Source organism: Salinicola rhizosphaerae (assembly GCF_014652715.1).
In the GTDB taxonomy this organism is placed as follows: Bacteria; Pseudomonadota; Gammaproteobacteria; order Pseudomonadales; family Halomonadaceae; genus Salinicola; species Salinicola rhizosphaerae.
In genome coordinates this window covers 158083-170676 of record NZ_BMZI01000002.1, presented here as the reverse complement: position 1 = coordinate 170676, position 12594 = coordinate 158083, and the positions used below count along the sequence as shown (strand labels likewise).

Here is a 12594-nt window from a genome sequence, read left to right as displayed (position 1 = left end):
CGGGAGGAAATGTGCGGAAATCCACACACCCTTGCATCAGGCTACTTCCCGTCCGAAGCAGCGTCGTCCTCTCGATGGCGGTAGACCTCAGGACGCAGTTCATACTTCTTGAACTTGTCGTACAAGGTTTTGCGCGGCACGCCGAGTCGCTCGCAAACCTCGTTGATGCGGCCTCGACAGCGCGTCAGTGCCTGATCGATCAGGCTCTTTTCGAACATCTCGACCTGGCGCGATAGCGCGAGCTCACCGCTGCTGCCGTCGCTGTCGTTCATCAGTGCGTCGAGACGATAGTCCCAGGCGCCGCCGATCAGAACGTAGCGCTCGGCGAGATTGCGGAGCTCACGAACATTGCCGGGCCAGTCATGGGCGAGTAGTGCTGCCACGCCGGCGCTATCCAGCGGCGGCGCTTCCTGGCCGCTGCGGGTAGCGGCAACCACAGCGAAATGCTGGAACAGAAGCGGAATGTCCTCGCGCCGCTCTCGCAGTGGTGGAATTGGCAGCGTGACAACGTTGAGCCGATAGTAAAGGTCTTCTCGGAACTGGCCGGCTTCGGCGGCCGCCTTGAGGTCGATCTTGGTCGCGGCGATGACTCGGATATCGAGTTCGATGGCGTTGTTGGAGCCAAGTCGCTCGACGGCACGCTCCTGAAGCACGCGCAGCAGACGCACCTGCAGACTCATCGGCATCGACTCGATCTCGTCGAGAAAGACGGTGCCGCCTTGAGCATGCTCGAATTTGCCGATGCGCCGTTCGACGGCGCCGGTAAAGGCGCCTTTCTCGTGGCCGAAGAGCTCGGACTCGATAATGCTTTCGGGCACGGCGCCGCAGTTGATGGCCACGAAGGGGGCTCCACTACGCCGGCTGCGCTCGTGAATCGCTCGGGCAATCAGATCCTTGCCGGCTCCGGTTTCGCCAAACAGCAGCACATCGGCCTCGACCTGGCTGATGCGCGAGACCATGGTGGCGAGTCGCGCGATGGATTCGGTGCGCCCAACCAGTCGTGGCCCCGGCGCGGACTGCTGGGCTTCCAGTTCGGCGCGCAGGTGACGATTCTCCAGCGCCAGACGACGAGTCTCGACGCCCCTTCGGACGACTTCGACCAGTTGGTCGCCAGCAAACGGTTTTTCCAGGAAGTCCCAGGCGCCGTCGCGCATCGCGGTCACGGCCGTGGAGACATCGCCGTGGCCGGTGATCAGAATCACCGGCAGGTCCGGGTCGCGGCCATGAATTTCCCGCAGCAGTGCCATGCCATCCATGCCGGGCATGCGAATATCGCTGACCACAACGCCAGCGAAGTCGGCATCCAGGTTTGCCAAGGCTTCTTCGGCGCTGGCGATCGGTAGCGGACGGTAGCCGGCGAGTTCGAGCGTCTGCCCGGTGGTGAAGCGCATGTGCGGTTCGTCGTCGACGATAATGATCGGGGTTTCCGAGGTGTCATGCATACGAAGGATCTCCGCTGGCCGCCGGTAGATAGATGAGAAACAGTGCGCCACCTTCTTCGCGGTTGCGGGCCTCGAGCCTGCCCCCGAGATCGCTGACGATGCGCTGGGAAATCGACAGTCCCAGGCCGAGCCCTTTGCCTGCGGGACGAGTGGTGTAAAAAGGTTCGAATAGATGAGATAGCCCTTCTTCCGTCAGCCCGGTGCCGTTATCGGCGACGCTGAGGATGATGCGCTCCCCCTCTTGTATGGCGCTCAGCTCGAGACGCGGGGGACTGCTCTCCTGCATTGCCTGGAGGGCGTTGCCGATGAGGTTGACCAGCACTTGCTCCAGGCGTACCGGGTCAGCGCGCACCCATAGGTGTCGAGCATCGAAGTCTGTCTCGACAATCGTGCCTGCCTCGACGAGCCGAGCGTGAAACAGGCGCAGGGCATAGTCGAAGCACTCCTGTACCGCCACGTGGGTCAAGGTCTCGCTGCTCTGACGGGAGAACTGTCTCAGCTGGGCGCTGATGGCTGCCATGCGTTCGATCAGTTCTACGATCTGAACCAGGTTGGCGGCGGCATCGTCGGGACGATCTCGTTCCAGTAGCACGCGTGCATTATCGGCATAGGCGCGGATCGCGGTGAGCGGCTGGTTGAGCTCGTGATTGATGCTCGCGGCCAACTGGCCCAGCACCGCCAGCCTCGCAGTCTGGAGCAGCTCGTCGCGGGTCTGACGCAGGCTCTCTTCGGCGCGCTTGCGCTCCTCGATTTCTTGCGACAGATGGCGATTCGAGTCGAGCAACGCTTCGGTGCGCTCGGCGACGTGACGTTCGAGCTCGTCTCGTGTCCTGGCAAGCGTCCGCCGTTCGCGCTCGGCAAAGCGCTCACGCTCGCGACGTATCCGCTTACGCTGCCAGCCGATCGCCGCGCCAAGCGCCAACAGCATCCAAGCGCCACCGGCAACCGTGGCCCCCAGCCACTGCGCGCGGACAACCGGCGTCAGTGACTTGAGGATGCGAAGGTTCCAGTTGAAACGTGCCATGGGACGCGAAAGGCTGAGATATTCACGACCCTGGAGGCGAATCAGGCGTGCGCCGTTGGTGAGCGATTCGGTGACTTCCAGTCCCAGATCCGGCAGCGGCTCGTCGGCGTAGCGTCGTGTCGTGCGCAGCCCGCGGCGCGCACCGTCGGACATCGGCTGCAGGGCGGTGAGGCGCAGTGCCGGATCACTGGCCATGAAGACGATACCATTGATGTCGGTCACCAGCAGTTGAGCGTCCAGGCGCTGCCATTCGCGCTCGATGGCATCCAGTCCGACCTTGATCACCATGACGCCGTCCGGCGGCGTATCGGGTGTGTGATTGGCATCCCAGACCGGCGCCGAGAAGTAGTACCCGCGGGTCCCCGACTGCGTGCCAAGCGCGTGAAAGCGGCCGCCACGCCCGTTGATTGCCTGGCGATAGTAGCCGCGAAAGGCGTAATTGTGACCGAGAAAGGTGTCCGGACGTCGCCAGTTGCTGGCAGCGATGGCGGTGCCCCCGCGGTCGAGAAGATAGACGTCATAGACACCGGCGCGCTCGCGGGTTCGGTCGAACAGTCGATTCAACGCGGCAACGTCGCGCTGGCCGGCGGGCTGGGCCAGAAAATCGCGCACTCGCTCACGCGTGGCCAGCAGGTGCGGGAGGTAGTCGTGTCGGGTGAGATAGCCGGTCAGGTTGGCCTGGGAGAGTTGCAGATCGTTACCGGCAAGATGGATCAGACTGTCGATGGCCTGATCCCGCGCGAATCGAGCGCCCTGCCAAGCGGTCAGTATCAGACCGCCCAGCAGCACGCCTGTCAGCAGCAGGTATTTCATGGCGCTCCGGCTGCCGACACGTCGGTCGTCGAGGCGCTCTCGGCCTCCAGAAACCCACCCGACTGACGTCGCCACAGCCGCGCGTAGAGGCCGTCAAGCTCGAGCAGTTCGGCATGCGTGCCCTGCTCGGCGATACGCCCGCGCTCCATGACGACCAGGCGGTCCATCGCGGCGATCGTCGAGAGGCGATGAGCGATGGCGATGACGGTCTTGCCCTCCATCAGCCGGTCCAGGTTCTCCTGGATCGCGGCCTCGACGTCGGAGTCGAGCGCCGAGGTGGCCTCGTCGAGAATCAGGATCGGGGCATCCTTGAGCATCACGCGGGCGATGGCGATTCGCTGGCGCTGGCCACCGGATAGCTTGACCCCGCGTTCGCCGACATGGGCCTCGAAACCTTCTCGGCCGTTGATATCGCGCAGCGACTGGATGAAGCCGTCGACATGGGCCAGACGGGCGGCATCCCAGGCCATGTCGTCGCTCGCCTCGGGGCGGCCGTAGAGCAGATTGTCGCGCACCGAGCGGTGCAGCAGCGAGGTATCCTGCGTCACCATGCCGATGCGAGCGCGCAGGCTCTCCTGGGTCACGTCGGCGATGTCCTGATCGTCGATACGAATGCTGCCGTCTTCCAGATCGTGGAAGCGCAGCAGCAGGCTGACCAGCGTCGACTTGCCCGCACCCGATGGCCCGATCAGGCCGATCTTCTCGCCAGGGCGAATATCGAGCGACAGGTCATCGATCACGCCGCTGCCCTTGCCGTAATGGAAACGGATATGGTCGAAGACGATGCCGCCACGTTCGATCGCAAGCGGCCGCGCGTCGGGTTTGTCGTCGATCTCGCGGGGCAGCGAGAGCGTCGCCATGCCGTCCTGCACCGTGCCGATGTTCTCGAACAGGCCCGAAACCTCCCACATGATCCACTGCGACATGCCCCAAAGACGCATCACCAACCCCAGCGCCACGGCAACCGCGCCCACGCTGACCGACGCGGTGAGCCAGAGATGGATCGACAGCCAGCCGACGCTGAACAGCAGCAGCGCGTTGAGCAGATAGAGCAGCCCGTAGAGGCCGGTGACCAGGCGCATCTGGCGATGCACGGTGGTCAGAAAGCCGCTCATGCTCTCCTTGGCGAACGCGGCCTCGCGGCTGGTATGGGAGAACAGCTTCACCGTCTGAATGTTGCTGTAGGCGTCGACGATACGCCCGGTCATGCGCGAGCGGGCGTCTGCCTGGGTCTTGGAGACGCGCCCCATGATCGGCACGAAGATGCGCAGCAGCACGATATAGCCGGCGAGCCAGACGACCAGCGGTATCGCCAGGCGCCAGTCCGCGCTGCCGACCAGAATCAGCGTGCCGAGAAAATAGACGGTGACATAGTTGAGGACCTCGAACAGCTTGATGATGCACTCGCGCACGGCCAGTGCGGTCTGCATCACCTTGGTCGCGATGCGTCCGGCGAACTCGTCCTGATAGAAGCGCATCGACTGGCGCAGCAGATATCGGTGCGCCAGCCAGCGAATGCGCATCGGGAAATTGGCCATCAACGTCTGCTGCTGAAACAGGGAGTGCACCCAGACCATGCCCGGCAGCAGTACCAGCACGATGAACGCCATGCCGACGAGCTTCCAGCCCTGATCGGCGAGAAAAGTCGCGCGATCCTGCGCGGATAGCCAGTCGACGATATTGCCGAGAAAGCCGAACATCCACACTTCGACGCCGGCGATCAGCGCCATCAGCACAGTTGCCGTCAGCAGGTAGGGCCAGGCGCCGCGCGTGTAATGCAGGCAGAAGGCGACTAGCGACCCCGGCGGCTGCTGCGGCTCCTCGGGCGGAAACGGATCGAGACGGTTTTCGAACCAGCGAAACATGGCTGTCCTTGGCGGTAGGCGTGTTGATGTCCTTCGGCAGAGGTGTCGAGAACCTGCCGGTGGCTCGGGCGCCGAGCGGCGATGAGCACAGGATCGAATCTCCCATGATAGCGGCTGATACGTGCAAGTCGCGTGTCATTCGGTGGCGGGCTGGCGCGATGGCTGTGCCTCACGCCTTGAACGGCAGCACGGCGGTGTAGATGGCGAAGAAGTGGCAGACGCTGCCGCCTATCACGAACAGGTGCCAGATGGCGTGGTGAAACGGTATCGCGCGAATGGCGTAGAAGATCACGCCGAGCGTGTAGGTGATGCCGCCGGCGACGAGCAGTCCGATGCCGATGTCCGGCAGGTGATCGGCCATGTCCTGCGAAGCGATCAGAATCAGCCAGCCCATGACGAGATAGACGATGACACGCAGCAGGCCGAAGCGGTGGGGCCAGGCGAGACGCAGAATGATGCCGCCGAGCGCGAGACTCCAGACGATGCCGAAGAGCGTCCAGCCGGTGGGGCCGCGCAGATTGACCAGCAGGAAGGGGGTGTAGGTGCCAGCGATCAGCAGGTAGATGGCGCAGTGATCGAACGCCTGGAAAAGCCGTTTGAGGCGGCGGCTGCGAAAGCCGTGATAGAGCGTCGAGGCCGTGTAGAGAACCAGCAGGGAGCTGCCGTAGAGCGAGACGCTGACGATCTTCCAGGGATCGACATGCGCGGCGATGCTGGCGAGCACGATCAGAACCACCATTCCGGCGAGACTCAGGGCGGCGCCGATACCGTGACTGATGCTGTGCAACCACTCTTCCAGGCGTGAAAACTCGGCGTCGATTGCCGATGCGGGTTCACGATGCGCGACATCGTCGCAAAGAGGCTCGGACATGATCTCGAAATCCCTCGGCGAGTTGGGCGGGAGGATTCAAAGCGGTGTCATTGAGACTGGGGCCTTGCGGCAATGTTCACTCTACGCCGAAAGCGTTCGCGGATCATGGCCGTACGAGCCTGGCTGTGGCCGACATCAGGCGTCGCGTTCGATGTCGACGTCGCTGGCCGGCGTGAAGTCGTCGAGCGCCATCATGTGACCGAGCTTGCCTACCTTGGTGGTGAGGTAGTGCTCGTTGAACGGGTTGCGTCCGGTAGTGATCGCCAGTCGCTCGCGAATGTGCACGCCATCGCGCGATAGCGCTTCCACCTTGCGCGGGTTGTTGGTCATCAGGCGCAGCGACTGGATACCGAGATGCTCGAGCATCGGCACGCAGATGTCATAGCGGCGCTGGTCGGCGCCAAAGCCGAGATGCTCGTTGGCCTCGACCGTGTCGGCCCCCTCGTCCTGCAGGGCATAGGCGCGAATCTTGTTGAGCAGGCCGATGCCGCGCCCTTCCTGGCGCAGATAGAGCAGTGCGCCGCGGCCCTCGTCGGCGATTCGCTTGAGCGCTTCCTGCAGCTGATAGCCGCAGTCGCAGCGCATCGAGAACAGCGCGTCGCCGGTCAGACATTCCGAGTGCACGCGGGCCAGCACCGGCTCGGGCGTGGTGACGTCACCCAGCGTCAGCACGACGTGCTCCTTGCCGGTCTCGGCTTCCTCGAAGCCATGCAGCATGAAGGTTGCCCAGGGCGTAGGCAGTTGCGATGCGGCGATGAAGCGGATCGACACGATGACCTCGAGAGGCGTGGCCCCTGTGAATCGAGAGGCGGTGTTAATTAAAGGGGCAGCATTATAACAGGCCCGCCGGTCGATCCGTTACAATGCGGGCAAATCTCGACCGCCGAAGGTTGTCATGACTGCAAACTCGAATGGCCAGCCGCAGCCGCTGGAGAACGATCGTCTGTTGAAGGCGCTGGCGCGCCAGCCGGTCGATCGCACGCCGGTCTGGATGATGCGTCAGGCCGGTCGCTATCTGCCGGAGTACCGCGAGGTCCGCGCGCAGGCGGGTAGTTTCATGGATCTTTGCCGCAACGCCGAGCTGGCCTGCGAGGTCACCCTGCAGCCGCTCGAGCGCTATCCTCTCGATGCGGCGATCCTGTTTTCCGACATTCTCACCATCCCCGATGCGATGGGGCTGGGGCTCTATTTCGAAACCGGTGAAGGGCCCAAGTTCCGCAAACCGCTGCGCACGGCCGCGGACGTCGCCTCGGTCAGCGCGCCGGATGCCGAGCGCGATCTCGATTACGTAATGAATGCGGTGCGCACGATCCGGCGCGAGCTGAACGGCCGCGTGCCGCTGATCGGCTTCTCGGGCAGCCCCTGGACGCTGGCGACCTACATGGTCGAGGGCGGCTCGAGCAAGGATTTTCGTCATATCAAGTCGATGCTCTACGGCGAGCCGCAGGCGCTGCACACCCTGCTCGGTGTGCTCGCCACCGCGGTGACCGACTACCTCAACGCGCAGATTCGTGCCGGCGCCCAGGTCGTGCAGATCTTCGACACCTGGGGCGGGGCGCTGTCGACACCGGCCTATCGCGACTTTTCGCTGGCCTACATGCAGCGCATCGTCGGCGGGCTGATCCGCGAGCACGAGGGGCGGCGCGTACCCGTGATCCTGTTCACCAAGAACGGTGGGCAGTGGCTCGAGTCGATCGCCGAGAGCGGCTGCGATGCCGTCGGGCTCGATTGGAGCACGGAGCTGCACGAGGCGCGTCGACGCGTCGGTCATCAGGTCGCGCTGCAGGGCAACCTCGACCCCAATGTGCTGTTCGCCCCGCCGGCGCAGATTCGTGCGGAAGTCGAACGGTTGCTGAAGAGCTTCGGCGTCGGCGAAGGTCACGTCTTCAATCTCGGCCACGGGATCAGTCAGTTTACCGACCCTGACCACGTCACCGCGTTTCTGGACGCGCTGCATGAGCTCAGTCCCGCCTATCACCAGTGAGTCTATGAGCAACGAATCCGGCGCCAGAGAACCGGTCGGCGAAGGATTCGGCGACGGCCTGCTGCTGTTCGACGCTGGCTGTCCGTTCTGCCGGCGCTCGGTATGGTGGCTGCTCGACCGGGAGCGCACGGATAGCCGGCTGCGCATCAGCGCGCTCGGTGGGCCGCTCTCGGAGCGGCTTGGCGCGCACTTCGGCATCGACTTTGCCACCAGCGACAGCATCTGGCTGATCGCCAACGGCGAGCTCGCCTGCAACAGCAGCGCCCTCTGGCGGCTCGCCACACGCTTGCGTCTTCCCTGGCGGCTATTGGGCGGCTTGCGCTGGATTCCTCGCGCCTGGCGCGACGGCGCCTATCGATTCGTCGGCAATCGGCGCGGCCGCCTGGCGTTTCTCGGGGCTGGCCGGCTCGAAGACCACCCACGCTGGCTCGACCGGCTTCCGGCGACGCTCTGTCGCCGGCTCGGGCTGAGCCAGGCGTTCGCCGACCGCTGAGGCGAGCGCGCTACCAGGAGAGACCGATGACGCGATGGCAGACAGTATTCCTGATGGCAGCGTGCTGCTGGGGCGCCGGCATCGCCTGGGGTAGCCTGGCGCCGGCAGCCGACCTGCCGCAGCACCTGCCCTGGGACAAGTTCAACCATTTTGCCGCCTACGCCGGGCTCGCCGGCTGGCTGCGTTTCTCCGGACGACGCTGGCCATTGGCCTGGGCGACCGCGGTGGCGGTCAGCATTGCGATCGAGTATCTGCAGTTGCTGGTACCTGGACGCGACGGCGGGGACTGGGAGGATATCCTCGCCAATGCGCTCGGGGCCGGTTGTGGGGTCGCGCTGGCGAGCTGGCTAGTGTCCCGGCGCTGGGTTGCACGCTGGTTTGACCGATGACTACTTGGCGGTCAGTTCAGTAAGTGCACCGTTTTGGTGCTCTTGGCGATTTCTCGGGTCGATCCTGCCACAATTTGGAGAGCTCGCGGCTGGAAGCGGCGATGCACCGGGCGGCAGATGCCCAAGCCACTGGTCGGTAGGCTAGCGTTGAAACAGAGTTTTACGGCCCGCTGCACGAAATTGGAACGAACTTTGCTAACGTCATGTGTGCACGCTCAGATGTGCACATAAATGACAATGCGAGGGAGTTGATTTCACCATGCGCTATAAGAACAAGGGCCTGATGGCTCTACCGGCTGCGCTTCTGGCCATCACCGCCGTCTCTCAAGCCCACGCCGCCACGCTCGACGATGTCAAGAGCGCCGGCTCGTTCAACTGCGGCGTCAGCACCGGTCTGGCCGGCTTCTCCGCGCCTGACGATCAGGGCACCTGGCAGGGTATCGATGTCGAGGTCTGCCGCGCCGTCAGCGCCGCCGTCCTCGGCGACCCGAATGCCGTCAAGTTCACGCCACTGACCGCCGTCGAGCGCTTCACGGCGCTGCAGTCCGGTGAGATCGACGTGCTGTCGCGCAACACGACCTGGACCGCGACCCGCGACAACTCGCTGGGTCTCAACTTCACTGGCGTCAACTTCTACGATGGTCAGGGCTTCCTGGTGCGCAAGGATCTTGGCGTCAAGAGCGCGAAGGAACTCGACGGCGCGGCGGTCTGCGTGCAGTCCGGCACCACGACCGAGCTCAACCTGGCGGATTACTTCCACGCCAATGACATGCAGTTCCAGCAGGTCTCCCTCGATACCTCCGACCAGTCCGCTCAGGCGTTCGACAGCGGTCGCTGCGACGTGCTGACCTCCGACTCTTCCCAGCTCGCGGCACTGCGTCTGCAGCTGGCCGATCCGAGCGGCGCCGTGATTCTGCCCGAGCGTATCTCCAAGGAGCCGCTGGGTCCGGTCGTCCGTCAGGGCGACGATCAGTGGTTCAATATCGTCAAGTGGAGCCTGTTCGCGATGCTCGACGCCGAGGAGCTAGGCATCAATAGCGGCAACGTCGACGAGATGCGTGACAACCCGCCGAATCCGGACGTCGCTCGTCTACTGGGTAAGGACGGTAACTTCGGTGAGCAGATGGGTATCAGCAACGACTGGGCCTACAACATCGTCAAAATGGTAGGCAACTACGACGAAGTCTTCGAAAAGACTGTCGGCTCCGACTCTCCGCTGGACCTCGAGCGCGGCGTGAATGCGCTGTGGACCAACGGCGGTATTCAGTACGCACCGCCGGTGCGCTGAGCGAAGGTCGTCCTCTCGACACCGTGCCCTGGCGCTCCGCCGGGGCACGGTGCCTCTTAACGCTCGAGTAGAGACAAGAGACTCATGCTTCGTCCATCGACTTCCCTCCCGCGACGGGGGCACGGTCCCCTGTGGCGTAATCCGGCCGTACGCGCGCTGTTCGTGCAGATCGTTCTGTTCGTGGCGCTGGCTGGATTCATCGGCTTTCTGGTTCACAACACGCTGCTGAACCTCGATGCGCGTGGTATCCATACCGGCTTCGGCTTCATGGACCAGCGCGCCGGCTTCTCGATCTCGCAAACGCTGATCGAGTACACCAACAGCAGTACCTATGGCCGAACGTTCGTCATCGGTCTGCTGAATACGCTTCTGGTCTCCATCCTCGGCATCATCGCCGCGACCATCATCGGCTTCGTGGTCGGCATCGCACGACTGTCGCCGAACTGGCTGCTGGCGCGCCTGGCAACGGTCTATGTCGAGATCTTTCGTAATATCCCGCTGCTGGTCCAGATCCTGTTCTGGTACTTCGCCGTGCTGCGGGCGCTGCCGTCGCCGCGACAGAGTCTGTCGCTGTTCGACGCCTTTTTCGTCAACGTTCGCGGCCTGGTGATGCCCGATCCGCAGCCGCTCGACGGATTTGCGGCGACGCCCTGGGCACTGCTGGTCGCGATCATCGCCACGGTGCTCTTCGCTGTCTTTGCCAAACGCCGCCAGATGGCGACGGGTAAAGCGCTGCCTGTCTACTGGATCGGGCTTGCGATCATCATCGGTCTGCCGCTGATCGTCTTCTTCGCGACCGGTGCGCCGCTCGAGTGGTCGATGCCGGAACTGACCGGCTTCAACTTCCGCGGCGGTATCAACATCCTGCCGGAACTGGTGGCACTGTGGCTGGCGCTGTCCATCTACACCGGGGCCTTCATCGCCGAGATCGTGCGTTCGGGGATTCTTTCGGTGCCTCACGGCCAGACCGAGGCGGCTCGCTCGCTGAGCGTCCCCGGCGCCATCACGCTGCGCAAGATCGTCATTCCGCAGGCTATGCGTGTGATCGTGCCGCAGATGACCAGCCAGTACCTGAACCTGATCAAGAACTCCTCGCTCGCAACGGCGATCGGCTATCCAGATCTGGTGGCGGTGTTCGCAGGCACGACCTTGAATCAGACCGGGCAGGCGATCGAGATCATCGCCATGACCATGGCGGTCTATCTGGTCATCAGCCTGACGGTGTCGTTCCTGATGAATCTCTACAACGCGCGCACGCTGCTGAAGGAGCGTTGAGATGACCACGAACAACGCAACGTTTCGTACCGAAATGATCGAGGCGCGCGAGGCACCCAATCAGAGTCGTGGTGTCATCGGGTGGCTGCGTGCCAATCTCTTCAGCGGCCCGGTCAATAGCGTGATCTCGGTGCTCGTGATTCTCGCGGTCGCCAAGATCGCCTGGCTGGCCCTGGGGTGGGCGGTATTCGACGCCAACTTCCTGGGTTCCAGCCGGGAAGCCTGCACCGGCGACGGCGCCTGCTGGGTCTTCATCGCCTCGCGCTTCGAGTCGATCATCTACGGCTTCTATCCCGAAGCGGCACGCTGGCGTGTCGATATCGTGTTCGCGCTGCTGGCGATTCTGATCGCCTGGCTGGCGATTCCTCGCCTGCCGCAGAAGAAGTGGGTCGCGCTGTTCGCGCTGGTCGGCTTCCCGATCCTCTCGTGGATTCTGCTGCTCGGCGGCGTGTTCGGGCTCGAGCACGTGCCGACGCGTGCCTGGGGCGGCCTGATGCTGACGCTGACCATCGCGGTCGTCGGTATCGTCGGTTCGCTGCCGATCGGGATCATCCTGGCGCTCGGTCGACGCTCGAAGATGCCGTTCGTCAAGGGCATCTGCGTGCTGTTCATCGAGTTCTGGCGCGGTGTTCCGCTGATCACGGTGCTGTTCATGGCCTCGGTCATGCTGCCGCTGTTCGTGCCCGGCAACATCGAATTCGACAAGCTGCTGCGAGCGCTGGTCGGGATCATGCTGTTCTGGAGCGCCTACATGGCGGAGGTCATTCGCAGTGGCCTGCAGGCGATCAGCAAGGGCCAGAACGAGGCCGGCCAGGCACTGGGGCTCACCTACTGGCAGCGCATGGGGCTTATCATCCTGCCGCAGGCCCTGAAGTTGGTCATCCCGGGTATCGTCAACACCTTCATCTCGCTGTTCAAGGACACCTCACTGGTGCTGATCATCGGCCTGCTCGACATGCTGGCGATCATCCGTGCGGGTCTGACCGATACCAACTGGCTCGGGTTCTCGACGGAAGGCTATGTCTTCGCGGCGCTGATCTACTGGGTCTTCTGTTTCAGCATGTCGCGCTACAGCCAGTACATCGAACGCCGACTCAATACCGGACATAAACGCTGAGCCTCCACCCCGCGGCGACGCGGGGCAGGGTGC

Annotated in this window: 11 protein-coding genes; 6 read left to right on the top strand and 5 right to left on the bottom strand. The window is 63.7% G+C overall.

Annotated elements, in window-relative coordinates; translation table 11 throughout:
* Window positions 1-41: 41 nt before the first annotated feature.
* From IE125_RS04190 to ribA, 5 genes are all read right to left on the bottom strand, one after another.
* The gene (locus IE125_RS04190; RefSeq protein ID WP_189443346.1) at window positions 42-1442 is read right to left on the bottom strand and encodes a sigma-54-dependent transcriptional regulator; all 1401 of its coding nucleotides are present in this window, start codon (window positions 1440-1442) and stop codon (window positions 42-44) included.
* On the bottom strand, window positions 1435-3279 hold the full coding sequence (locus IE125_RS04185) for a sensor histidine kinase (protein ID WP_189443344.1): 1845 nt from the start codon (window positions 3277-3279) through the stop codon (window positions 1435-1437). Before IE125_RS04185 ends, IE125_RS04190 begins: the two co-directional genes overlap by 8 nt.
* Window positions 3276-5144 carry an ABC transporter ATP-binding protein gene (locus tag IE125_RS04180; RefSeq protein ID WP_189443342.1) on the bottom strand — a complete coding sequence of 623 codons (1869 nt, stop codon included), beginning with the start codon at window positions 5142-5144 and terminating at the stop codon, window positions 3276-3278. The genes IE125_RS04185 and IE125_RS04180 overlap by 4 nt, the downstream gene beginning before the upstream one ends.
* A 169-nt stretch (window positions 5145-5313) precedes the next feature.
* Window positions 5314-6015 (bottom strand): PAQR family membrane homeostasis protein TrhA, encoded by a 702-nt coding sequence (gene trhA, locus IE125_RS04175; RefSeq protein ID WP_189443340.1) that lies wholly within the window; start codon window positions 6013-6015, stop codon window positions 5314-5316.
* A 135-nt stretch (window positions 6016-6150) separates the two neighbouring features.
* The gene (gene ribA, locus IE125_RS04170) at window positions 6151-6786 is read right to left on the bottom strand and encodes a GTP cyclohydrolase II (RefSeq protein ID WP_189443339.1); all 636 of its coding nucleotides are present in this window, start codon (window positions 6784-6786) and stop codon (window positions 6151-6153) included.
* Window positions 6787-6910: 124 nt separating this feature from the next.
* Here ribA and hemE point away from each other — a divergent pair, with 124 nt between their 5' ends.
* From hemE to IE125_RS04140, 6 genes are all read left to right on the top strand, one after another.
* Window positions 6911-7999 (top strand): uroporphyrinogen decarboxylase, encoded by a 1089-nt coding sequence (gene hemE / locus IE125_RS04165; RefSeq protein WP_189443338.1) that lies wholly within the window; start codon window positions 6911-6913, stop codon window positions 7997-7999.
* Between the two features lie 4 nt (window positions 8000-8003).
* Window positions 8004-8492, top strand: coding sequence for a thiol-disulfide oxidoreductase DCC family protein (locus tag IE125_RS04160; RefSeq protein WP_189443337.1), 489 nt, complete (start codon window positions 8004-8006; stop codon window positions 8490-8492).
* Between the two features lie 26 nt (window positions 8493-8518).
* Complete coding sequence (locus IE125_RS04155; protein WP_189443336.1) at window positions 8519-8881, top strand: VanZ family protein; 363 nt, start codon at window positions 8519-8521, stop codon at window positions 8879-8881.
* A gap of 259 nt (window positions 8882-9140) precedes the next feature.
* On the top strand, window positions 9141-10169 hold the full coding sequence (locus tag IE125_RS04150) for an amino acid ABC transporter substrate-binding protein (protein ID WP_189443335.1): 1029 nt from the start codon (window positions 9141-9143) through the stop codon (window positions 10167-10169).
* Window positions 10170-10253: 84 nt separating this feature from the next.
* The gene (locus IE125_RS04145) at window positions 10254-11444 is read left to right on the top strand and encodes an amino acid ABC transporter permease (RefSeq protein WP_189443334.1); all 1191 of its coding nucleotides are present in this window, start codon (window positions 10254-10256) and stop codon (window positions 11442-11444) included.
* 1 nt (window position 11445) lies between these two features.
* Window positions 11446-12561, top strand: coding sequence for an amino acid ABC transporter permease (locus IE125_RS04140; protein WP_189443333.1), 1116 nt, complete (start codon window positions 11446-11448; stop codon window positions 12559-12561).
* The last annotated feature ends 33 nt before the right edge of the window (window positions 12562-12594 follow it).

Bases quoted from the DNA above. Each gene is read 5' to 3' on its own strand.
- IE125_RS04190 (WP_189443346.1), bottom strand. From the start codon at position 1,442: ATGCATGACACCTCGGAAACCCCGATCATTATCGTCGACGACGAACCG.
- IE125_RS04185 (WP_189443344.1), bottom strand. From the start codon at position 3,279: ATGAAATACCTGCTGCTGACAGGCGTGCTGCTGGGCGGTCTGATACTG.
- IE125_RS04180 (WP_189443342.1), bottom strand. From the start codon at position 5,144: ATGTTTCGCTGGTTCGAAAACCGTCTCGATCCGTTTCCGCCCGAGGAG.
- trhA (WP_189443340.1), bottom strand. From the start codon at position 6,015: ATGTCCGAGCCTCTTTGCGACGATGTCGCGCATCGTGAACCCGCATCG.
- hemE (WP_189443338.1), top strand. From the start codon at position 6,911: ATGACTGCAAACTCGAATGGCCAGCCGCAGCCGCTGGAGAACGATCGT.
- IE125_RS04160 (WP_189443337.1), top strand. From the start codon at position 8,004: ATGAGCAACGAATCCGGCGCCAGAGAACCGGTCGGCGAAGGATTCGGC.
- IE125_RS04155 (WP_189443336.1), top strand. From the start codon at position 8,519: ATGACGCGATGGCAGACAGTATTCCTGATGGCAGCGTGCTGCTGGGGC.
- IE125_RS04150 (WP_189443335.1), top strand. From the start codon at position 9,141: ATGCGCTATAAGAACAAGGGCCTGATGGCTCTACCGGCTGCGCTTCTG.
- IE125_RS04145 (WP_189443334.1), top strand. From the start codon at position 10,254: ATGCTTCGTCCATCGACTTCCCTCCCGCGACGGGGGCACGGTCCCCTG.
- IE125_RS04140 (WP_189443333.1), top strand. From the start codon at position 11,446: ATGACCACGAACAACGCAACGTTTCGTACCGAAATGATCGAGGCGCGC.